This is a genomic window from Citrobacter sp. wls706 (assembly GCF_005281305.1).
Classification (GTDB): domain Bacteria; phylum Pseudomonadota; class Gammaproteobacteria; order Enterobacterales; family Enterobacteriaceae; genus Citrobacter; species Citrobacter werkmanii.
The window spans coordinates 30374-49907 of sequence record NZ_SZXG01000030.1; the positions used below are offsets into that span (position 1 = coordinate 30374).

Genomic DNA, 19534 nt, shown 5'->3' on the forward strand with positions numbered 1-19534 from the left:
GAGATTACGTCCGGGTGATGGGGCAAGCGGTAAAACGCATCATTTCGCCCAGCGTTCGGGTTACCTGTTTCAGCGCGTACTCAACGGCGGAGACATCGCCCGTCAGTACCACTGCGCCGGTAAATCGGTCGAGAAAACCAATCTCTACCGCCCCGGATTTCGTGGCGATATCGCAGGCGATAATTGAGGCTTCGCTGGGGGTAATCGTCAAAATCCCGATTGCGGATACTGAATCCTGTAATCCCAGCTTCTTGAACAAATCTTTTCCGGGATTGGCGATAAGATGCGCCAGCGTGACCTGCTTGCCAGGAACATATTCCTGGATCATACGATCCGTGGTGGGCTGTCTTTCCATTATCCCTCCACCATCTGCCGCCACATGCTTTCATGCGGGCGAGGTATGACAGAACGATAAACCAACAGGCCTTTTTCACCCGCGCTTTCACTGGCAACCGTTACTGCGTTATTCACATCGGATACATCGCCAGCGACAACCATGTAGCACTTGCCGCCAATACCAAATGCCATGTGCACGCGAACCAATGTGACATTGGAAGCTTTAACTGCGCGATCCGCGGCACAGATACAGGCCGCCACGCTCCATGTTTCAACAATCCCGACGGCCTGACGCTTATCCACGCTATTTAACCCGCTGATCGCCGGGAGTACGCTGGCATGGATATTAGGCAGTACCAGACTGTCAACGAGCATATCGCCAGCAAGAGATGTACCAGTGGCTATTGCCTGCTGTACTGCGCCTACGTCACCACCAAGCATAAGCAGGAATTTTCCCGGGCAGATGGTCTTGCTGACCAGTAAATTCACATTCGCGCTTTTTAACATGGCATCGCCAGCTTCCATTCCTTTGGCAATGCTGGTGAGTTCTAAGATCCCTATAGCCTGAGACATGATTAACCTCTTATTACCGTGATGGATTGCTCAGTGATTTCGCTGACAATACCGTCAATACTGGCGTGGACTGGCGCACCTAATGCGCCTGCCGGCACATCGGCAACGCATTGACCGCGAACAACGCGATCGCCTTGCTGTACACATGGGATGGCGCTGGCGCCAATATGCTGGCGTAGCAACAGCGTCGTTTCATCGGTGGAATAATCAGTCTCAGCCAATGGCGCATCGTGATACCAGTCGCTAAGACCCAGTTTGGTAATAAGGCGCTTAACCGGGATCAACCGGTACTTCGCCATTTCATCCTCAGGATTTAGCGGCCCTTCATAACGATGGTTGAGCGCCCGTAGTTCGCGTTTAAGCATGCGGTTGATTCGCATCGGCGATATTCCAACCGGACAGGCTACGCTTTCACAGACATTGCATTCTGAGCAGGTCAGGGCCGTGAGCAGCAGCTGTGGTGTGGCCGCCTGCTGATAATTAACCGCGCGAACCAGCAGGTGTGGTGATAATTCATGGCCAATTAAGTGCCTTGGGCACAAATCCGTACACAAACGGCACTGCTCGCATACGGTTTTTGCGACGGAAAGCACGGTGCGTTCATCCTGCATTCGCCGCTGAATCAGCGCATGAGATTTTGGTAAAACCAGCAACCCCCCGGTGGTTTTGCTGACGGGGGTATCCAGGGAGGTAATCAGACCGCCCATCATCGGGCCGCCATTAATAAATCCAGGATCGTCAACGGTTGCGCCTCCCGCCAGCGCCAGCACCTCGCGAAGTGACATCCCGATAGGGACAGTGAGAGTGATTGGTTTGGCGACTGCGCCGTTGACGGTCAGCGTGCGACGGGTAACGGGATATTGCTGTTCAACCGCTCTGGCGATGTTGAGCACGGTCTGGACGTTATTGACCACCACGCCGACGCTGACCGGCAGTGCGGCAGGTGGGACCCTCCGGCCTGTTGCCATCCAGATGGTCAGCACCTCGTCACCGGCCGGGTAGACATCTGGTAAAATGTGTAACCGGATATCGGCAGGCAGCAGGGGAACTAACGCATTGATAGCATTCTGGTATTTTTCTTTAAGCGCAATAATACCGGCACTGGCTCCGGTAGCCGTCATGGCATATTTAACGCCGCGAATAAGTCGACCTGCCTGGACGCTCATCAATTGCTGGTCAACTTTTAACATCGGTTCACATTCGGCGGCATTCACCAAAAATGTATCGACCTGCGCCTGTAATTTTACGTGTGCAGGAAAACCCGCACCGCCTGCCCCGACAACGCCAGCAGCCCGAACGCGTTCGCGTATCGTCTGCGCATCATAAAGCGTGGACTCTGCCGTCATGGCTGTATTCATAATAATTCCTCAAGCAGTTCCTGCATGGCACTGGCGTCGGCAACACGAGGATTGGTTTGCAGCGTGACATCAGCCAGCGCGGCCTGAACCATCGACGGTATACGCTGTGACCAGATTTGCTTTCCGTCTTTGAGCGCGTCTACTAAAGAAGGTAACGCACACTGTTTTTTGAGAAGCTCAATGTGATGAATGAGCGCATTCAGCGCAGCCGTATCGTTCGCATTATCCGGGCATAAATGGCAGGCTTTAGCGAAACGGGCATAGCGCTTCGCGGCTCTGGGGGCGCGGGCGTTAAAATGAATGACAGGGGCCAGCAGCAGCGCATTGGCAAGTCCGTGTGGCAGATGAAACTGGCCGCCTAGCTGATGGGCAATCGCATGGTTTATCCCCAACCCCGCCTGACTAAATGCCATTCCCGCGAGTGTCGACGCGTTGTGCATTTTCCCCCTGGTTGCCAGACACTCGCCTTTACTGACGGCGACGGGAAGGTACTGAAAGACGATTTGTGCCGCTTTTTCCGCCAGCGCGTCGGTGAAATCGCTGGCCTTCGTGGACACGTAAGCCTCCAGCGCATGCGTCAGGACGTCCATGCCGGTATTCGCGGTGATGGCTGGAGGTACGCTGACAACCAGCGTTGGATCGAGGATGGCCATATCCGGGTAAAGCGCATTATTAAACAACGGATATTTAATGCCTTTATCCGGATCGCTAATCACGCAGGCGCTGGTCACTTCCGAGCCTGTCCCGCTGGTGGTTGGAATAGCAACACAGGTTTCGATTTCAATACCGAACTGTCGGCTGAACCAAACGATGGCTTTCGCGGCATCCAGCGCTGAGCCTCCGCCAAAACCAATGACAACATCTGGTTGCAGAGACTGCATTTGCGCAATCCCTTGCACCACCGTGCTAATGGTTGGATCGGGGGTAATATCGCTGAAAATGCTGATGCGATTATCCGCAGGAAGCGTGTTGCGCAGCTTTTCAATCACAGGAGAACGCGCAAGAAAACCATCGCAGATAATCCAGATATGCTTATTCGTGAAACGTTTGAGCACATCCAGGCTTCCCTGACCGCTGTACAATCGAGTTTGCAGTGAAAAGCTTTTCATAACGGCCCCATTAGCGAATAGAAAAACCGTTTGTCAGCACGCAACGACGAGAGCGTGCGAAAGTACGTGCCGATGTTGTTCCTTCACCGGTTGGCGTCGCGATCGTGAAGGTGGTAAAGCCTTCACCACCCACGCCAATCCCGGCGTAAGAGGGGCCATTTTTCACAAAAATGGAGGTTTGAAGCGTGCGTGCGGCAAGATTCAAACGCGACACATTTTGTGAATGCATAATGGCGGTGTGATGCAATCCCTCTTCAACTTTCAGGGCCAACGTTAACGCACTGTCAAAATCGCTCACCGTGACGACGGGGAGCATTGGCATCAGTTGCTCGCTGGTAACCCACGGGTCGTCAGCCTTGACGAGACCTATCAGTAATCGAGGTGCTTTTGCCGGAACAGGTATTCCTGCGGCTTCCAGTAAGGTTGCCGGGCTTTTCCCTACCAGCTTTTTATTGGCCATGCCTTCGGGCAGACAGACTGCGCGCAGTTTGTCTACCTCTTCGCTAGTGAGAAGCAGCGCGCCAAAAGACTGCATTTGTTGAACCAGGCGTTCGGCAACGGCACCAACAACAATCAGGCTCTTCTCAGCAATGCAGGGGAGGTTGTAATCAAAGGATGCGCCGTTGATGATATCTTCCGCCGCCTTAACCAGGTCGGCAGTTTCATCGACAATACAGGGAGGGTTTCCTGCGCCTGCGCCAATGACTTTTTTCCCGCTTTTCATGCCCATAGCAACAATGCCAGGGCCACCGGTAATCGCCAGAACTGCAATTTTAGGGTGTGCCATCATCTGCTGGGTAGCTTCAAAAGTGGGTTCTGTGACCGTGACGACAAGATTCCGGATCCCGCAGCAGCGGAAAGCAATATCTTCAATCATGGCAATCAGTTTGAGTGAGACCGCTTTCGCACCCGGATGCGGGCTAAAATAAACGCTGTTCCCCGCAGCCAGCATACTAATGCTGTTGTTAATTATGGTTTCCGTCGGGTTGGTACTGGGGGCGACGGAGCCAATCACGCCAAACGGTGAATACTCGAATAACACCATGCCGCCATCGCCGGTCAGTGCCGTGGTGGTGAGATCTTCGATTCCTGGAGTGTTGTCCAGCGCAGCTTTATTCTTGAGGAATTTATCCTCTTTGTTGCCCATTCCAGTTTCAGATGCGCTCTCAGCGGCCAGGGAAGCAAGATGAGGCGTCAGTTCTTCTCGCAGGGCGTGAATGATGGCGCTGCGGGTTTTTAATGGAGATTGCTGGTAACGTAAAAAAGCCTGATGAGCGGCATCGATAGCTTCGCCAACGGACGGAAAGATTCCGTTTCCTTTGGTTTCTGTTTTTGCCGGGGCGAGTTGTTCACTCAAAATGTTACGGATGAGGGTTTCAAGTTCTGAAGTATTCATTGATGTGTTCTCACGTTAATCGCCGCAATGGCCGTTTCTGCAATGTCCATATCCTGTTCAACGCTTCCCCCGCTGATGCCAAGACCCCCAAGAAGTAAACCTTCACGCCATAATGCGAACCCGCCGCCAAAGGTGACGACTTTTCCCTGCATATGGCTTTCCAGGCCGTAAAGCGCTGCGCCTGGTTGCACCGCAGACGTTAATTCATGCGTGGCGGTTTTCATCGCCACGGCGGTCCAGGCTTTTTTAGGTGCCAGTTCGCTACTGACGAGCAATGCGTCAGGCATGCGCCAGGTCACCGTTTGGGTCCCGTTCGCATCAACAATGCTGATGACGACCGGGACCTGAAGTTCTTCTGCTCTTGTTACTGCAGCGCGAGTCAGTTGGTGGAGCTCCTGAAAAGACAGAGACATCGCCGGCTCCTTTATGGCTGATGTACGGATGGCGGAGAGATAGCGCTCAGCCACTTTCTGAATAATGTCGTTTTGATGGGCGTCATGATCTTCTGCCCGTGCGAGCGCATATAAGCAGTCGGACAGACGATTGATATAACGCATCAGAACGTGTCTGACGTCGATATCGGCAGAGAGCTCGACCAGTCGCCTCTCTGCGCGGCGGGCCAGCGTGCGGGCAAAGTGCAGACGGCTGGCGGCTTCGCTGCGGCCAGGTAAAATAAAGCTGTGCAGCGGCGGTACTCTACCCATCGCGGTATCGATGGCGGTTTCCAATGCTGCAATTTCTTCTGAGCTGATGTAGCGCTGCTCTGGGTTTGGTTGTTCGCTCTCGCTGGCGAGTTCGGCGCTGAACCAAAAAAGCTGCAGTTGAATGTTTTCAAGTAACTGGCGGTGCTGTGGGCTTTTCGCCGCACAAATACACAGGCTAAGTGCCGCATTGAGTTCGTCCAGCGTCCCGTAAGCCTCGACGCGTGGATGCGTTTTGCTTACGCGTTGCCCGGTAAAGAGGGCCGTTGTACCGGCATCGCCAGTGCGGGTATAAATCGCCATAGTTCCTCCTAACGAGAAAGCGTGTCGACAATGCCGACAATAGCCAGATCGATGGCCTCATTTGGGCCGGAGAAAACGTGCCTGGCACTGGAGCCGCTGCTGAGTAAAACCAGTTCGCCGGTTCCCGCGCCGACAGAATCAACGGCGACTTCGTCCCCGGTCGTCGGGGAGGCTGGCAGCTCTCCGTCAGCACTCACCCGACGTACCAGTAACAGCTTCTTCCCGACCAGGGAGGGGGACTTTTGCGTGGAGACAACAACGCCTGTAACCCGTGCCAGATGCATAGCTCACTCCTGCTTAATTAATTGGACATTTCGCGTACTGACAGTTTCCTGAGCCAGCGCAGTGACGACACATCGACGGCGTAGCACTAAAACCGCATCGTGCAATTGGGCGACGTCGGCGTAACTGAGAAGTTTTTCAGGATGCAGAACGATTGCTCGCCCCAGTTCGTCACCAAATTCCAGCGGCAGACGCGCGAGTTTTTTCACGGGTACTGCGGGTAACAATTGGTGATGTAGTGAAATTTTCACGCGGACTCCGCATGCCAGCGCTTCGTGGATCGTGACCACCGACATATTGGCAGAGCTGCTTTCGGCAATTTGTTCCAGCAGGAGCAGATCAGCCTGTAAAATGTGCAGCGACGAGTACTGGCAGCATAGTATCCGTGGGTCTATTTCCCGTAACTGCGCGACGCTAAGAGTGAGCGTGCTTGCCGCGCGTTTTTTTAATCGGGAAACAACCTCCTCGATAATGCGTTGCAGCAGTTCGTTGTTCATCGTGAAGTCACCAATGTGGCGAATGCCTGAGGATTATCCGCCCCCGCAGCATTGGCTTCGTCGGTATCAATATGCATCTCAAGGCGCATATCCGGCGAAACGCGTACGGCGACGTTATCGAAAATCAGCCGGCGTTCATCGCCATTAATGGCGACCGAGACTTTATCGCCATGGGAAACCCGCAGGATCAGAGCATCGAGCGGCGACATATGGATATGCCGTTGAGCAACGATGACGCCGCATGTTAAGTCCAGTTCAGCAAATGGACTGACAAGGCGAATACCCGGCGTGCCCTGGATATTGCCCGACATACGCAGCGGGGCAGCAATACCTAGCGTACGGGCATCGGTACGTGAAATTTCAACCTGACTGGTGCTACGTAGCGGGCCGAGTAAACGCACATTTTTTAACTGTCCTTTAGGTCCGACCAGCGTGACGGTCTGCTCTGCAGCGTATTGGCCTGGCTGCAACAGCCCTTTTTTCTCGCTGATAGGCTGATTGGGAAACAAACGGACATAATCTTCAGCGCAAAGATGAATATGACGATTAGAGATCCCCAGCGGAATAGGGCGCTCGCGCATTTCATCCAGAACTTTGGTGACCGTTGACTTGAGTTGCTGTTTATCCATCACGCTTTACCTCGTTTTCCAGAGTGCAGACAAAGAGAGCGGGGCTCACCTTTCTGGCGGGTACAGGCTGGGTCAAGGCACAGATTGCAGCTAATCAACTCCGCATTTTGCGGTGCTTCGGACGCTGTACTGTCCACCAATATCTCTTCTTGCGGCTCGACCTGGATGGGGGCGGGTGTTGGCTCTGCTTCCGGGGTAACGCTATGTGACAGGATTCCGTCCCCTGGTCTCGATATGACTTTGTGAGCCACCAGTCCGTCACGTTGGTCAGCGAAACTGACACCGGTGGAAATGGCCGCCTGAACGGAGGCCACATCCCCGATTATCTTGATCACCGTCCAGCCTGAGCCGTTGGTTTTTTCGAGGCCCACCAGCGTGATGGAGGCGGCTTTCGCCATGACGTCCGCGCAACTGATGGCTAATGCCAGACCACTAACTTCGAGTAATCCCAGTGATTGCTTCACGCTGTGCTCCTTGGTTGCAACGACTTATGCGGATTTAGGTAAAATGGCTTCAACGTCGCTGTGCGGACGCGGGATAACGTGGCAGGATTTCACCTCGCCAACGGCGCTTGCCGCTGCGCTTCCTGCATCTACTGCGGCTTTCACCGCGCCGACATCGCCGCGAACCATAACGGTGATCAGGCCTGAGCCGATTTTTTCGTAACCGACCAACTGCACGTTTGCGGATTTCACCATGGCATCAGCGGCTTCAATAGCGCCGACAAGCCCTTTTGTTTCAACCAGTCCCAGTGCGTTATTCATACTGCTTGTCTCCTGTGGGTTATGAGTGGCATTCCCGGAATGGAATGCCTTTAACCAGCCGCGCTGCGTTATTACCGATGCTGCGACGAGCGTGGTTATCTTGTTGATACATCAGCGTAAAAAGCGGCGCTGACGCGGGTAGGTTTTTGTAGTGCACGATCAGTTTTTCGCGACTGCAGCCAATGCCAACCAGCAGCGGCGACTGACATGCCGCGAGCCATGCGTTGTGGATAACGTCGGTTGAATGGTTCTCCTGAATCACAAACGGGATCCCTTCTTCTTCAATACCCAGCAGCACGTCGTTCCAGGTGTCAGCGCAGTCACCGGTGGTGAAGATAACGATAGCGGGTGTGTTAAGATTACTTTCCATGAGCGAACGCCTTGTGCCAGGAGAGAATCAGCCCGGTCGCGACCGCATTGCGCGGACCCTCGGTGCCACGAATGTTGCCGCGCCCGGCAACCAGGCGATAATGCGCCAGTGCATCGGTGACCAGTTGCGGTACTTCGAAGTCCAGGGATGAACCGCCAACCAACACCACAAAGGGAATATCCCGAATGTTCCCGGTCGGACTCACCTGACGTAACGCTCTGAGCGCGTTGGTGACAAAAACGCGCTCCTTGGCGCTGCGGCGAATGGCCCGTACTTTCTCCAGCGCCAGTTCGCCTGGCAGGGGCACCAGCTCATCAGGTTTTACTACGCACACGCGGGCAAAAACCGTTGGCGGAAGAGGCTCAGGGAAGAACTGAACGCTGCCATCTTCGTGGCGAAGATGGAACAAGCTCTCAACTTTCGCCAGCGGGTACTTTTTGATCTCTTCGGCGAGATAACGGTCATCCAGCCCCAGTTCACGGGCAATAATCATCGTGACCATATCGCCCGCGCCCGCCAGGTGTGTGGCAATAATTTCGCCTTTCGGGTTGATGATGGAGGCGTCGGTCGATCCCGCACCGAGATCCAGAATAGCCAGTGGTCGCGTTGTGCCCGGAGTGGTTAAAGCCCCGAGTATGGCAGCTTCGGCTTCAGCCCCGCCAACCTGGACATCAATGTTGAGCTTTTGCGTGATTTCCTGAGCAATCATCGCCATTTGCAGGCGATCTGATTTCACCATTGAGGCAATGCCGACAGCCTGTTCCAGCGAAAATTCACCGGCAAGCCCGCCGGTCACGCTGACGGGAACCGAGGTATCAACCGCCAGTAGATCCTGAATAAAGATTTCCTGACTGGGTTTGTTGGTTAATTCAGCCATTGTCTGGCGTACATGCTCCAGCATGCCGCCAATATTGGTCCCCGCCTCGCCGGTGACGTTATCCAGTTTCGGGCACTCACCAACGGCTTTCATAATCGCGTCAGCGCCAGCTGCTACGTCGACGCGTACGGTGCGGCCTTGTGACTGTAGCTCCAGATTCCCGGCAGGAATGGCTCGTGCTTTCACATCGCCTGACGGCGTTTTCACCACCACGGCAGAGCGGTTGCCGATCAGCGCCCGCGCCATCGGGACAATGTTTTTAGTCTCGTCGGCATTGAGACCAAAAACGGTCGCAATCCCGTAGGGGTTAGAAAGCGTTTCAATGACCTTTCCTGGAACCGCGACTTCAATAGCAGCTAACATACCCAATGGGATACGGTCGATATGAAGCACTTCATCCACGATGGGCAGGGGGTGAGTCAGACGATTGCTGACCAACACGCCATCGTCTTGCTGCAAAATTACGCCAGTTAACTGGTATCCGGCGCGTACCGAGGCATTAATCATCGTGGCGACATCAGCGAAATCGAATGCTGATGACACCACCAAAATATAAGGTGTATCCGCCGGACGGCTGAGCAGGTCTTCCGGCGTAATAGTAATGCCAACACCCAGCCCGACACCGCCCGGCGTTTTAGGGTTATGGCCGATCATGGTGGATTCAGTGATGATGGTTTCGGTAATCGTTTCCATCGCCACGTCGCCAATGACCGGAGTGGCTTCATTAATACGGATGAGCGAAATATCGCTGACATTGATGCCGGCGTTTTTTGCTGCCAGCGTAAGTGCCTCCTGGATGCCAAACACATTACGCAATGTGCCTTTAATCCCGGTGGTTTCTGCCAGGGCGCTGTTGGTAATACTCAACGCTCCAGCCTCATCCAGGGTAGCCAGAGCGACTTCCGTTGATGAGTTACCTATGTCAATGCCAGCTATATATCGCATGATCCTGTCCCTGAGTTAGTCGTCACCTTTGAGTTTTTTACGCTCAACGTACAGCGCTGCCGCTTCACGAACGAAAGCCGCACAGATCTTTGCCTGATAACGATTTTCGAGATCGTCAGCGATAGCCATCAGCTCATCTTTAGTAGAGCGATACGGGCGTAGCGCGTTGTAGATCTCCAGGATGCGATCATCAGGTACAGCGGTTAGCTCTGCGGCGCGCTCAAAGTTCATCGCCAGCCTGTCACGCCCGGCATCTTTGGCGATTTCCGCCTGCAGGCGCAGCGTTTCAGGTGTGATGCGCATGTCCTGTGCCGTCACCTTGTTGCTCAGAACATTTTCGAGCGTGAAGTCATCCAGAGTTTTATTGGTCGCGGTTTTTACCCACTCAGGATGTTTATTCGCGAGAGGGTAATCCGTGACTTTCGCGGTATGTGCTGATGAACTTGCCGCAACCGGAGTAGCGGACTCGCTTTGCAGGCTGTTCATCCGGCTTAGCACATCCCGAACCATCGATTCAATTGCGTCGGTATTCATGGAGTTATCCTTTATCAAAGCGCCACGCGCAGTTCCTGCGGGTTTTTGCCCGTCACGACGTATTTGGTCTCTTTAATATGCAAAATGGCCGATTTCGCCTGGTACTTGGGGCGAGCCATCTGGTCATTCAGCGTAGGGACCGGTTGCGGAGATTCACGCTTGGCATAACGCGCGGCGTTTTTACCGATCTGACGATAGGTTTCCAGCGTCAGAAGCGGCGCCTGAGGGAACAGTTCCAGGTTAGAAAGCGGCGGTAACCCCTGCTGGTGGATAACCGTGGTGCCTTTTGACTGGATGCCGATAGAGATCCCGGAACCGCTCAGACGGTTGCCTTCCACGGCGACAAACGCGACATCAGAGGATTTAAAGCAGCGGATAACGCGTGCTTTAATGCCTTCCTCTTCAATCCCGGCAATCACTTCGCGCAAGATATTCTTATGCGGGATCCCGACGATATTGACAGTTTGTGAGAGCCCGAACGCCGGACCTACGGCAATAATCACTTCGTCCTGCTGCTGACCTTGTTTAGCTTCGCCAATCTCGGTCAGAAAACTGTCGGCCTGTACCGCTGTGGTCTGTGGCGCGCTTGCCGCTGACGATGTGCGGAATGAGACGGGTTTGTCGCTGGTCTGCATTTCAGACAGTACGTCTTCAATTATCTGGCGCAGCAGCTTTTCATTGATTTCCATTTTTCACCCCTTAGCCAAGTTCGTTGGGATCAAGTGCGCCAGGGATGTTTTTGATCTCTTCCCAGCGTTCGCCTTGCAGGCGATAACCTGTTGCCGGACCGGCATAGTCATTGACGTCATTTACTGCGGATAGCACCTGTCCGTCGCCAACGATAATGGCGGAGGTATGCAGATAATCCCCGGTTAACTTGGCTTTCTGGATGTTGAGCATGTCCTGAGCGACATCGGTAAACCCGCCCTGAGCAAGGGCTTTCACCACTTCCAGACCGTTACGGTTTTTATTGATAATCTCTTGTGCGAACTTGATGTCTTCCACGATGTTGCGCTCCGGCATATCTTTCGAACCGTGGGCGTAGGTCGCAGCCTCCACTTCTTCATCCGTGATTGGTGGTAATCCCATCCCGGCAAATACTGCCTGTAGCGCACGCGCCGCTTTGTTACGAATGGCGATAACATCTTCTTCTCGAACCGGACGCAGACCGCCGTCCACTTTCAGGTCGCGCTGGATAACGTTGTAGTCATCAAAGTCTTCCGCATCTTCGTTGGAACCGGCGAACATGTTGTCGTAGTTCGGCACCGCGGAATAACCGGAAGAGATGAAGTCAGTACCTGGCAGGAACTGCATCAGCAGACGCGCGGTACGACGCATATCCGAGTGGGTAAATGTCTGGTCGTTGCTGGAGGCGCATTCCAGATCCAGAGAAGAACAGATTAGGTTTTCGGCCAGAACCGCACGAATACCGGACGGTACGGCGGAAGGCACGCCGATGCAGCTTACTGAGCCGTTCTGCAAACCCTGCACGCCAGCGGCTTTGGTGATGTAAATGCAGCGGGCTTCCAGATAAAGCATTGATTTACCTTCGGCGTAACCCATCTGAACTTCTGAGCCAGAGCCGGAGGTAAAGCGCATTTTCAGGCCGCGAGAGGCGTAGGAAGAGGCGAGGAAGCCTTTCGACCATGGCGTGTCGTCGCCGTCGGTAAAGACGGGTTCGGTACCATAGACGGAGATAGTTTCCGCGTAACATGTATGGCCCAGCATGCCGAGCTTAAGTTCGGTCGCTTCTTCCAGCGAGCACTGAGTTAACACGCCAGGGCGCCCAACCTGTGAACCGACTAACAGGGCAATGGCGTTAAATGGCGCGTAGCGTGCGACGGCAACGGTCGTTTCCTGTTCGTCAAATCCGCGCCATGCGCCTTCTGCGGCGTCTGCGGCAATCTGTACCGGGTTATCTTTAACGTTAGTGACGTGCGCCTGTTGAGACGGAGTACGACGAGCACGCATTTTCTGCATGGCCATCATCATCTCGACGACGTTCATATGGGACACCACTTCGACAATTTTAGCTGGTGTCATTGCGGTGGTCAGCGGCACGATATCTTTGCGCTTCACGTTAGGATCGCAAAGCATATTGGCTAGTTTGACCGAGTCCATTGCCATGACTTCTTCAGCGCGCGCCAGGTTAATGCCGTAGCGGGCAATGAAATGGTCAATTAAGTCAAATTCACTGGCGGATTTGCCATCCAGTTCAGTCACTGTACCGTTGACGATTTTAATCGATGGTTTAGGGTCGTTCGGGCTTTCCATCGCAATGAAGCCTTCTTCGATCCACTCCTTAACGAAACCATCCTGATTCACAGGGCGTTTCGCCAGTGCTTCAAATCTTTTCGATCTCATGAATCAGCCTCACTGATATCAGATATAGGACGGACGATCGTTTTTCGGCTCTGAGCCGAGGGTCCCGAGTACGGTTTTACCGATTTCACGGGCGGAGATAACGGCTTGACGAACTGCGCCGGAATCACCTGATATGACCAGAATGGCTTCGTTGCTGAAGCTGGTGCCATGGGCCGGGGAGCTGTAGGCTACAACTTCCACATTGGCGGATTTCAGCGCAGTATCAGCCATCAGGACACCTACGGAGGCTGGTGCACCGACAATCACACCACAGGCACGGCCAATAGGTGCGCCAAAGGCTTTTTCCAGCGCGTAGCTGGCGCGGGCAGTGTATTGCATCTCGATGTGACCGGCTTCGTTGGCATAAACATCGCCAAAGGTGCGATCCAGCTCTTTCAGCGCAACCTCAATTCCGCGTTTCACGTCGGAAACATCGTTGCCGCCGAGGATAATCAGCGAGCCGTGGCCCGCGCCGCCTTTGGTATCTCGTGGTAATTCAATACTGACGACTTCCGTATTTGTTGCTTTTACCGCTTCATCGGCGGCCATAATGTGCGGACCCGCGCCAGTACGGGCGCCAAGGATGCCAATGGAGCGATAACGTTTTTCAAGTTTCATCGCGTCCAGTAAGGCGCTGTCTACGTTGGCGATAACCAGACCGACGGTGTCGCCAATCGCAGTACCGACAAACTCCGTTAAACTGCAGTTTTTCTCTGCCATAGCCGTTTCTCGTGTTGGGTGATTATTTTCAGGGATAGCCTGCTGTTCTGGGGTTGCCACGCGAGCAATCACCTGCGCCATGATCTGTTCAACCAGCTCATTGCTGCTCATTAGCTAATTCCCTTCGGTAAGATTTTTTCTACATCGGTATGAGGGCGTGGGATAACGTGTACGGCTTTCACTTCTCCCACATTACGGGCTGCGGCGGCACCGGCATCTGTTGCTGCTTTGACTGCGCCGACATCGCCGCGGACAATAACTGTTACCAGCCCCGAACCAATTTTTTCGTAGCCGACCAGCATTACATTGGCTGACTTCACCATTGCATCTGCGGCCTCTATGGCTGCAGTTAAGCCTTTGGTTTCTACCATTCCTAACGCTTCTTGTTGCATAAAGACCTCGCCTGGGTTGTCCCGATTTTCATGACTATAAAAAGAAGCGAGGAAAAAGAATGGCTGAGTTGAAAGTATGAGTGAAAAAATAGTGAGGATATGGTGATATAAAATTGCTGTGATTTATTGTATCTATCTGTTTTTGTTGGTTGTTTATTATTTTTCCAATGTGAATATTTGGCTATGTTAATTCCATATTTACACTTTTGTTAGTGACATTAAAAATAGCATTTGCTATGCGAAAAAATGAAATTGTGATGGTTGTCTGAAATCATAATTCTGCCCATGACAATATTTTATTATTTTACAAATGTACCATTAATAGTGGATTCCCCCGTTTTTCGGCCTGTTTTAATAAAGGTGATAGCAAGAATTTGCTATCGCAGCACGATTTTAAAAATCATACCGCTCGCAGATTGCCAACAATTTGCCGACATGCCTTTTTATAGTAAGCCTTGAAGTATTCTACTTGCCAGCAAGGAGTCCGCTGGTAAAGACACGAACTCTGCTTAGAAGGTGTCACAATGAACGATTCACTAAAAGCACAATGCATTGCTGAGTTTTTGGGTACCGGGCTGTTTTTGTTTTTTGGCATCGGATGCCTGAGCGCACTTAAAGTCGCGGGTGCCAGTTTGGGGTTATGGGAGATCTGCATCATATGGGGGTTGGGGATCTCGCTTGCCGTTTACCTGACGGCGGGGATTTCTGGCGCGCATCTCAATCCTGCAATCACCATCGCCCTGTGGTTATTTGCCTGTTTTCCGGGGCGCAAAGTATTGCCATACACCGTAGCGCAGGTTGCGGGTGCCTTTGGCGGCGCGTTGCTAGCCTATCTGCTGTACGGAAGTTTATTTACCGAGTATGAGTCGGCACATCAAATGGTGCGCGGCAGCCTTGAAAGCCTGCAACTGGCCAGTATTTTTAGTACTTATCCAGCGGCGGCGCTCAGCGTCTGGCAGGCTGCGCTGGTCGAAGTGGTGATCACTTCCATTCTGATGGGCATGATCATGGCGCTTACTGATGACGGTAACGGTGTTCCTAAAGGTCCGTTGGCGCCATTGCTGATTGGTATTCTGGTCGCTGTTATCGGCGCATCCACCGGGCCGCTCACCGGATTTGCAATGAATCCGGCACGTGATTTTGGTCCAAAACTGTTTGCATGGATGGCCGGGTGGGGCGATGTGGCAATGACCGGCGGGCGTGATATTCCTTATTTCATCGTACCGATTGTCGCTCCTATCATCGGTGCTTGCGCGGGCGCAGCAATTTATCGTTATTTTATTGGCAAAAATTTACCGTGTAATACGTGTAAGCTGGAGGAAAATGAGAGCTAGCTTCACGGAAGATGTTTATTTTTGAAGCGTAAAAACTGTTTTCGTGATCCGGTTTCCTGAACCGCTGAAAAAGTCTCCCCACAATGGGAGACTTTTGTTATGTTCGATGATGACTTTCATCAGCGCCCAGGAAAGCGAGATGAAAATGAATGTGTAAATAGTATGTTTTATTTATAACAATAAATTAACTGAGAGGTTTTATCATGATTTCTGCGAGTGCCCTGAACTCAGAACTCATTAATAAAATCGCACAGGATTTTGCGCAGGCCACCAGTCTGGCTGTTGTGGTTGTCAATATTCACGGTGATGAAATTTCTGAGCTTTTTAATTTCACCCCTTTTTGTCAGTTGATGCGCCAGCATCCTCAGCACAGTACCCGTTGTCGTATGAGCGATCGCTGTGGAGGACTGGAAGCTTCAAAATCCGATCAACCCTGCATCTATCGCTGCCACGCGGGGCTTACCGACTTCTCAATTCCGCTGGTCATAGCGGGTCACCTGGTTGGGTTTGTATTGTGTGGCCAGGTGCGTTTAAGTAACGATGTTGGCCTGGTTGATATCCTGAACGTCGATGACCGCTGGCAAGCCGATCCCGAGCTGCTAAGTGAATTTCGTAATGTGCCGGAGATGGACTATTCGCGAGTCATCGCCTCAGCGGACCTGCTAAAGCTCATCGTAGAAAATTGTCTTAAGAAACAACTTAATTTTGTGGTTATCAAGGATAACCCACAGCAAGCAGAGCCGGTACGTGCTAACCGAACACCGAATCCTCACGACAGCAAAATGAAAAAAGCGCTGCGCTATATTGATGCGCATTTGTCGGATGAGTTACGCCTGGAGGATGTTGCGTCTCATGTTTACCTTAGCCCTTACTATTTCAGTAAATTGTTCAAAAAATATCAGGGTATCGGGTTTAACGCCTGGGTAAATCAACAGCGAATGGCGAGTGCCAAAGAGTTGCTCTGTCATAGTGACTGGAGCATAGCCAGCATTGCGCGTAATTTAGGCTTTTCACAAACCAGTTATTTCTGCAAAGTATTCCGCCAGACGTATCAGGTTACGCCACAGGCATTTCGCCAGCAAATAAATGTCATTTCACGCGGTGAGTCCGCTTAAATAGCAATATTTTGCTATTGCCGATTTTTGATATAGGGAGCTATGTCAGTCACTATAAAATGAAAAGTAACAACAGCAGTCAATAAATTGTCATAGCGCAACAAAATAATAGTATTAGAGGGATAAACTGCACCAGTTTTTATTTTTGTGATGAGATACAGTGTCTGTGTGCATGACTTTCTTTATTCTTTGCAGATACTTTCATTCAAAATGTGAACATTATGAATAAGTGGGTTTACGCCAGAAAATTGGCTGAATGAACCCAGTAAGATATTAAATTGAATTATTGTCATGAGGTCGTGAATTTACCTCATAACAGGGAGCTTAATTACGGCTCTTGAACTGACAGGTTTGCCACATTTGTGGTAGGGAAGGGGGTGAGAATCCCCCGCAGCCCCCGCTGCTGTGATGCTGACGACCCCGTATGGACCACTGATCGCAAGATTGGGAAGGACGGGTGAGGATGACGCTAAGCCAGAAGACCTGCCTGTCAGTGACTACCAACAACTTCGGTGGGAAGTGGGTGGTTCAGATGCATACAGTCGAGAGACTGGGTATCTCTACACCCCTACCACCCTGAACAGGATCAGGGTATGGCGGCCAATTTTCACGCATTTGTTCTTGCAGGTACCGGAAGCGGCTGTGGTAAAACCACGGTGACGCTGGGCTTGTTGAGCTTGTTGAAAAAACGCGGTTTACGCGTCCAGCCTTGCAAAGTGGGGCCTGATTACCTTGATACCGGCTGGCATACAGCGGTATGCGGTACCGCTTCCCGCAATCTTGATAGCTTCATGCTTCCCGCTTCCACTCTGAATGCTTTATTCCGCGAGCAGATGCAACATGCCGATATCGCGGTGATTGAAGGCGTAATGGGGCTGTATGACGGTTATGGTACCGACCCGAACTATTGCAGCACCGCCGCGATGGCCAAACAGTTAGGTTGCCCGGTCATCTTACTTGTTGATGGTAAAGCCGTTTCCACCTCGATAGCCGCAACGGTAATGGGTTTTCAGCATTTTGATCCCACGCTGAACATCGCCGGGGTGATCGTTAATCGGGTTAACAGCGAAACGCATTATCAGCTGCTGAAGGTGGCGATTGAGCGTTACTGTTCCGTTCCTGTATTAGGCTACGTTCCGCGGATGGAAGGCGTTGCGCTTCCAGAGCGTCATCTGGGACTGGTTACTGCACGTGAGTCTGTTATCAATCAGCAGCCGTGGCAGGCCTTTGCCGCGACGCTGGAGCAGACGCTGGATATTGATGCTCTACTGAAATTAAGCCAGCTAAACACCCTTCCTGCGGGTGAATGGCCTGCGCTTCCCGCTACTGACGCCGGAGAAGGGTTAACGCTTGCTATCGCTGATGATGAAGCGTTTAACTTTTATTACCCGGACAATATCACTTTGCTTGAACGCACCGGGCTGAAGATTGTCCGTTTTAGTCCGTTGCACGACACCTGTTTACCCGATTGTCAGATGATCTGGCTGGGGGGCGGATACCCTGAGTTACATGCTGCGGCGCTGGCCCGCAATGTCTCGATGCTGAAGCAATTGCGAGCCGCCCATCAGCGCGGCGTCGCGATTTACGCCGAGTGCGGCGGGCTGATGTATCTCGGCAGTTCGCTGGAGGACAGCCACGGTGATTGCTGGCTGATGGCGGATATTATTCCCGGTCATAGCAAAATGGGGAAACGTCTGACCCGATTTGGTTACTGTGAAGCGCAGGCCGCACAGCAAACTTTGTTAGCCGCAAAAGACGAAGTGCTGCGTGGACATGAATTCCACTATTCCGATTTCACTCCTGAGACACCTGCGGTGATGCACTGCCGCAAAATGCGCGATGGCAAAACGCTGCAGGCCTGGTCCGGCGGCTGGCAGGTCGGAAACACCTTCGCCAGCTACCTGCACGTTCATTTTGCCCAACGTCCGCAGATGCTTAACCATTGGTTAGCAGCCGCGAGGAATGCGCTATGACAATCCTTGCGTGGTGTGTTGCCTGGCTGCTTGATTTTATTATCGGCGATCCGCAGAACTGGCCGCATCCGGTGCGCTGGATTGGCAATCTGATTTCTGCGGTGCAGCGAATTATCCGGCGTTATTGCCATAGCGATCGTGCGTTGCGCATTGGTGGCGCGGCGATGTGGATAGTGGTGGTTGGCCTGACCTGGACTGTCTCCTGGGGCGTACTGGCGCTGGCGCAATCTATTCATCCCTGGCTTGGTTGGGTGGTAGAGGTTTGGATGATCTTTACCGTGCTGGCGGGGCGCTGCCTGGCGAACGCCGCGCAGGATGTTGAACGCCCGCTACGTGCCGGTAACCTTGCCGCAAGTCGGGAAAAGCTGTCATGGATCGTGGGGCGCGATACCTCGCAATTACAACCTCAGCAGATCAATCGCGCCGTGGTGGAAACCGTGGCCGAAAACACCGTTGATGGCATCATCGCGCCGCTGTTTTTCCTTCTTCTCGGCGGCGCGCCTTTGGCGATGGCCTACAAAGCGGTAAATACCCTTGACTCCATGGTGGGTTACAAACATGAAAAATACCGCGCTATCGGTATGGTCAGCGCGCGTCTGGATGATGTCGCAAATTATATTCCTGCGAGACTGAGCTGGCTGCTGCTGGGAGTGGCTGCATTTTTATGCCGTCAGGACGGTTCGCGTGCTTTGCAGATCGGCTGGCGCGATCGCTACAACCACAGCAGCCCAAACTGTGCGTGGTCGGAGGCCTCCGTTGCCGGGGCATTAGGTATTCGTCTGGGTGGCCCTAATGACTACTTCGGCGAGCGCGTTGAGAAACCGTGGATCGGTGATGCACAACGCGACATTTCGGTAGACGACATTTCCCATACGATTCGATTGATGTGGGTGGCATCGACGCTGGCACTGGCGCTGTTTATCGCGCTGCGGTGGCTGCTGGTCGGTGTAGCCTGAGGACAA

The 19534-nt window shown here is 52.8% G+C and carries 22 protein-coding genes and 1 riboswitch; of the genes, 4 read left to right on the forward strand and 18 right to left on the reverse strand.

Features of this window, described 5'->3' with window-relative positions; genetic code table 11:
• Positions 1 to 4: 4 nt before the first annotated feature.
• The 18 genes from pduU to pduA are packed head-to-tail and all read right to left on the reverse strand — an operon-like array spanning position 5 to position 14150.
• Positions 5 to 355: a propanediol utilization microcompartment protein PduU gene (gene pduU, locus FDW92_RS07905; protein WP_032939586.1), complete on the reverse strand. Its 351-nt coding sequence runs from the start codon at positions 353 to 355 to the stop codon at positions 5 to 7.
• The gene (gene pduT / locus FDW92_RS07910) at positions 355 to 909 is read right to left on the reverse strand and encodes a propanediol utilization microcompartment protein PduT (protein WP_003030201.1); all 555 of its coding nucleotides are present in this window, start codon (positions 907 to 909) and stop codon (positions 355 to 357) included. The genes pduU and pduT overlap by 1 nt, the downstream gene beginning before the upstream one ends.
• A 2-nt stretch (positions 910 to 911) precedes the next feature.
• Positions 912 to 2267, reverse strand: coding sequence for a cobalamin reductase PduS (gene pduS, locus FDW92_RS07915; protein WP_042307557.1), 1356 nt, complete (start codon positions 2265 to 2267; stop codon positions 912 to 914).
• Complete coding sequence (locus FDW92_RS07920) at positions 2264 to 3376, reverse strand: 1-propanol dehydrogenase PduQ (protein WP_042307559.1); 1113 nt, start codon at positions 3374 to 3376, stop codon at positions 2264 to 2266. Before FDW92_RS07920 ends, pduS begins: the two co-directional genes overlap by 4 nt.
• A 10-nt stretch (positions 3377 to 3386) precedes the next feature.
• Complete coding sequence (gene pduP / locus FDW92_RS07925) at positions 3387 to 4772, reverse strand: CoA-acylating propionaldehyde dehydrogenase PduP (protein WP_042307561.1); 1386 nt, start codon at positions 4770 to 4772, stop codon at positions 3387 to 3389.
• Positions 4769 to 5776 (reverse strand): two-domain cob(I)yrinic acid a,c-diamide adenosyltransferase PduO, encoded by a 1008-nt coding sequence (gene pduO / locus FDW92_RS07930; protein ID WP_042307563.1) that lies wholly within the window; start codon positions 5774 to 5776, stop codon positions 4769 to 4771. The genes pduP and pduO overlap by 4 nt, the downstream gene beginning before the upstream one ends.
• Before the next feature lie 8 nt (positions 5777 to 5784).
• Complete coding sequence (locus FDW92_RS07935; protein ID WP_042307565.1) at positions 5785 to 6060, reverse strand: EutN/CcmL family microcompartment protein; 276 nt, start codon at positions 6058 to 6060, stop codon at positions 5785 to 5787.
• Between the two features lie 3 nt (positions 6061 to 6063).
• On the reverse strand, positions 6064 to 6555 hold the full coding sequence (gene pduM, locus FDW92_RS07940) for a microcompartment protein PduM (protein WP_042307567.1): 492 nt from the start codon (positions 6553 to 6555) through the stop codon (positions 6064 to 6066).
• Positions 6552 to 7184, reverse strand: a complete 633-nt coding sequence (locus FDW92_RS07945) for a phosphate propanoyltransferase (protein ID WP_042307570.1) — start codon at positions 7182 to 7184, stop codon at positions 6552 to 6554. The genes pduM and FDW92_RS07945 overlap by 4 nt, the downstream gene beginning before the upstream one ends.
• Positions 7184 to 7648, reverse strand: coding sequence for a BMC domain-containing protein (locus FDW92_RS07950; protein WP_042307572.1), 465 nt, complete (start codon positions 7646 to 7648; stop codon positions 7184 to 7186). Before FDW92_RS07950 ends, FDW92_RS07945 begins: the two co-directional genes overlap by 1 nt.
• Positions 7649 to 7672: 24 nt before the next feature.
• Complete coding sequence (gene pduJ, locus FDW92_RS07955; RefSeq protein ID WP_001057752.1) at positions 7673 to 7948, reverse strand: propanediol utilization microcompartment protein PduJ; 276 nt, start codon at positions 7946 to 7948, stop codon at positions 7673 to 7675.
• 19 nt (positions 7949 to 7967) lie between these two features.
• Complete coding sequence (locus FDW92_RS07960) at positions 7968 to 8318, reverse strand: glycerol dehydratase reactivase beta/small subunit family protein (protein ID WP_042307573.1); 351 nt, start codon at positions 8316 to 8318, stop codon at positions 7968 to 7970.
• Positions 8308 to 10140, reverse strand: a complete 1833-nt coding sequence (locus FDW92_RS07965) for a diol dehydratase reactivase subunit alpha (RefSeq protein WP_042307575.1) — start codon at positions 10138 to 10140, stop codon at positions 8308 to 8310. The genes FDW92_RS07960 and FDW92_RS07965 overlap by 11 nt, the downstream gene beginning before the upstream one ends.
• 15 nt (positions 10141 to 10155) lie before the next feature.
• The gene (pduE, locus tag FDW92_RS07970) at positions 10156 to 10674 is read right to left on the reverse strand and encodes a propanediol dehydratase small subunit PduE (protein WP_042307577.1); all 519 of its coding nucleotides are present in this window, start codon (positions 10672 to 10674) and stop codon (positions 10156 to 10158) included.
• Positions 10675 to 10688: 14 nt separating this feature from the next.
• Positions 10689 to 11363, reverse strand: a complete 675-nt coding sequence (gene pduD, locus FDW92_RS07975; RefSeq protein ID WP_042307579.1) for a propanediol dehydratase medium subunit PduD — start codon at positions 11361 to 11363, stop codon at positions 10689 to 10691.
• A gap of 10 nt (positions 11364 to 11373) precedes the next feature.
• The gene (gene pduC / locus FDW92_RS07980) at positions 11374 to 13038 is read right to left on the reverse strand and encodes a propanediol dehydratase large subunit PduC (RefSeq protein WP_042307581.1); all 1665 of its coding nucleotides are present in this window, start codon (positions 13036 to 13038) and stop codon (positions 11374 to 11376) included.
• An 18-nt stretch (positions 13039 to 13056) separates the two neighbouring features.
• Positions 13057 to 13869 carry a propanediol utilization microcompartment protein PduB gene (gene pduB, locus FDW92_RS07985; protein ID WP_042307583.1) on the reverse strand — a complete coding sequence of 271 codons (813 nt, stop codon included), beginning with the start codon at positions 13867 to 13869 and terminating at the stop codon, positions 13057 to 13059.
• Complete coding sequence (gene pduA, locus FDW92_RS07990; RefSeq protein ID WP_003030255.1) at positions 13869 to 14150, reverse strand: propanediol utilization microcompartment protein PduA; 282 nt, start codon at positions 14148 to 14150, stop codon at positions 13869 to 13871. Before pduA ends, pduB begins: the two co-directional genes overlap by 1 nt.
• Before the next feature lie 524 nt (positions 14151 to 14674).
• Here pduA and pduF point away from each other — a divergent pair.
• The 4 genes from pduF to cbiB all read left to right on the forward strand — a co-directional run bounded on the left by pduF (position 14675) and on the right by cbiB (position 19528).
• Positions 14675 to 15484 carry a propanediol diffusion facilitator PduF gene (pduF, locus tag FDW92_RS07995; RefSeq protein WP_042307585.1) on the forward strand — a complete coding sequence of 270 codons (810 nt, stop codon included), beginning with the start codon at positions 14675 to 14677 and terminating at the stop codon, positions 15482 to 15484.
• Between the two features lie 203 nt (positions 15485 to 15687).
• A complete protein-coding gene (pocR, locus tag FDW92_RS08000) occupies positions 15688 to 16599 on the forward strand; it encodes a regulatory protein PocR (RefSeq protein WP_006683984.1) in 912 nt (303 codons plus the stop codon).
• A 330-nt stretch (positions 16600 to 16929) separates the two neighbouring features.
• Positions 16930 to 17105: riboswitch (cobalamin riboswitch) on the forward strand.
• Between the two features lie 87 nt (positions 17106 to 17192).
• Complete coding sequence (locus FDW92_RS08005) at positions 17193 to 18572, forward strand: cobyrinate a,c-diamide synthase (RefSeq protein WP_042307587.1); 1380 nt, start codon at positions 17193 to 17195, stop codon at positions 18570 to 18572.
• Positions 18569 to 19528, forward strand: coding sequence for an adenosylcobinamide-phosphate synthase CbiB (gene cbiB, locus FDW92_RS08010; protein ID WP_042307589.1), 960 nt, complete (start codon positions 18569 to 18571; stop codon positions 19526 to 19528). Before FDW92_RS08005 ends, cbiB begins: the two co-directional genes overlap by 4 nt.
• The last annotated feature ends 6 nt before the right edge of the window (positions 19529 to 19534 follow it).

Excerpts from the sequence above, each read along its gene's own strand:
- FDW92_RS07960 (WP_042307573.1), bottom strand. The coding sequence starts at position 8,318 with ATGGAAAGTAATCTTAACACACCCGCTATCGTTATCTTCACCACCGGT.
- pduJ (WP_001057752.1), bottom strand. The coding sequence starts at position 7,948 with ATGAATAACGCACTGGGACTGGTTGAAACAAAAGGGCTTGTCGGCGCT.
- pduC (WP_042307581.1), bottom strand. The coding sequence starts at position 13,038 with ATGAGATCGAAAAGATTTGAAGCACTGGCGAAACGCCCTGTGAATCAG.
- pduP (WP_042307561.1), bottom strand. The coding sequence starts at position 4,772 with ATGAATACTTCAGAACTTGAAACCCTCATCCGTAACATTTTGAGTGAA.
- pduD (WP_042307579.1), bottom strand. The coding sequence starts at position 11,363 with ATGGAAATCAATGAAAAGCTGCTGCGCCAGATAATTGAAGACGTACTG.
- pduA (WP_003030255.1), bottom strand. The coding sequence starts at position 14,150 with ATGCAACAAGAAGCGTTAGGAATGGTAGAAACCAAAGGCTTAACTGCA.
- pduO (WP_042307563.1), bottom strand. The coding sequence starts at position 5,776 with ATGGCGATTTATACCCGCACTGGCGATGCCGGTACAACGGCCCTCTTT.
- pduS (WP_042307557.1), bottom strand. The coding sequence starts at position 2,267 with ATGAATACAGCCATGACGGCAGAGTCCACGCTTTATGATGCGCAGACG.
- FDW92_RS07935 (WP_042307565.1), bottom strand. The coding sequence starts at position 6,060 with ATGCATCTGGCACGGGTTACAGGCGTTGTTGTCTCCACGCAAAAGTCC.
- FDW92_RS08005 (WP_042307587.1), top strand. The coding sequence starts at position 17,193 with ATGGCGGCCAATTTTCACGCATTTGTTCTTGCAGGTACCGGAAGCGGC.
- pduB (WP_042307583.1), bottom strand. The coding sequence starts at position 13,869 with ATGAGCAGCAATGAGCTGGTTGAACAGATCATGGCGCAGGTGATTGCT.
- pduF (WP_042307585.1), top strand. The coding sequence starts at position 14,675 with ATGAACGATTCACTAAAAGCACAATGCATTGCTGAGTTTTTGGGTACC.
- pduT (WP_003030201.1), bottom strand. The coding sequence starts at position 909 with ATGTCTCAGGCTATAGGGATCTTAGAACTCACCAGCATTGCCAAAGGA.
- pduU (WP_032939586.1), bottom strand. The coding sequence starts at position 355 with ATGGAAAGACAGCCCACCACGGATCGTATGATCCAGGAATATGTTCCT.
- FDW92_RS07945 (WP_042307570.1), bottom strand. The coding sequence starts at position 7,184 with ATGGATAAACAGCAACTCAAGTCAACGGTCACCAAAGTTCTGGATGAA.
- cbiB (WP_042307589.1), top strand. The coding sequence starts at position 18,569 with ATGACAATCCTTGCGTGGTGTGTTGCCTGGCTGCTTGATTTTATTATC.
- pocR (WP_006683984.1), top strand. The coding sequence starts at position 15,688 with ATGATTTCTGCGAGTGCCCTGAACTCAGAACTCATTAATAAAATCGCA.
- FDW92_RS07920 (WP_042307559.1), bottom strand. The coding sequence starts at position 3,376 with ATGAAAAGCTTTTCACTGCAAACTCGATTGTACAGCGGTCAGGGAAGC.
- pduM (WP_042307567.1), bottom strand. The coding sequence starts at position 6,555 with ATGAACAACGAACTGCTGCAACGCATTATCGAGGAGGTTGTTTCCCGA.
- pduE (WP_042307577.1), bottom strand. The coding sequence starts at position 10,674 with ATGAATACCGACGCAATTGAATCGATGGTTCGGGATGTGCTAAGCCGG.
- FDW92_RS07965 (WP_042307575.1), bottom strand. The coding sequence starts at position 10,140 with ATGCGATATATAGCTGGCATTGACATAGGTAACTCATCAACGGAAGTC.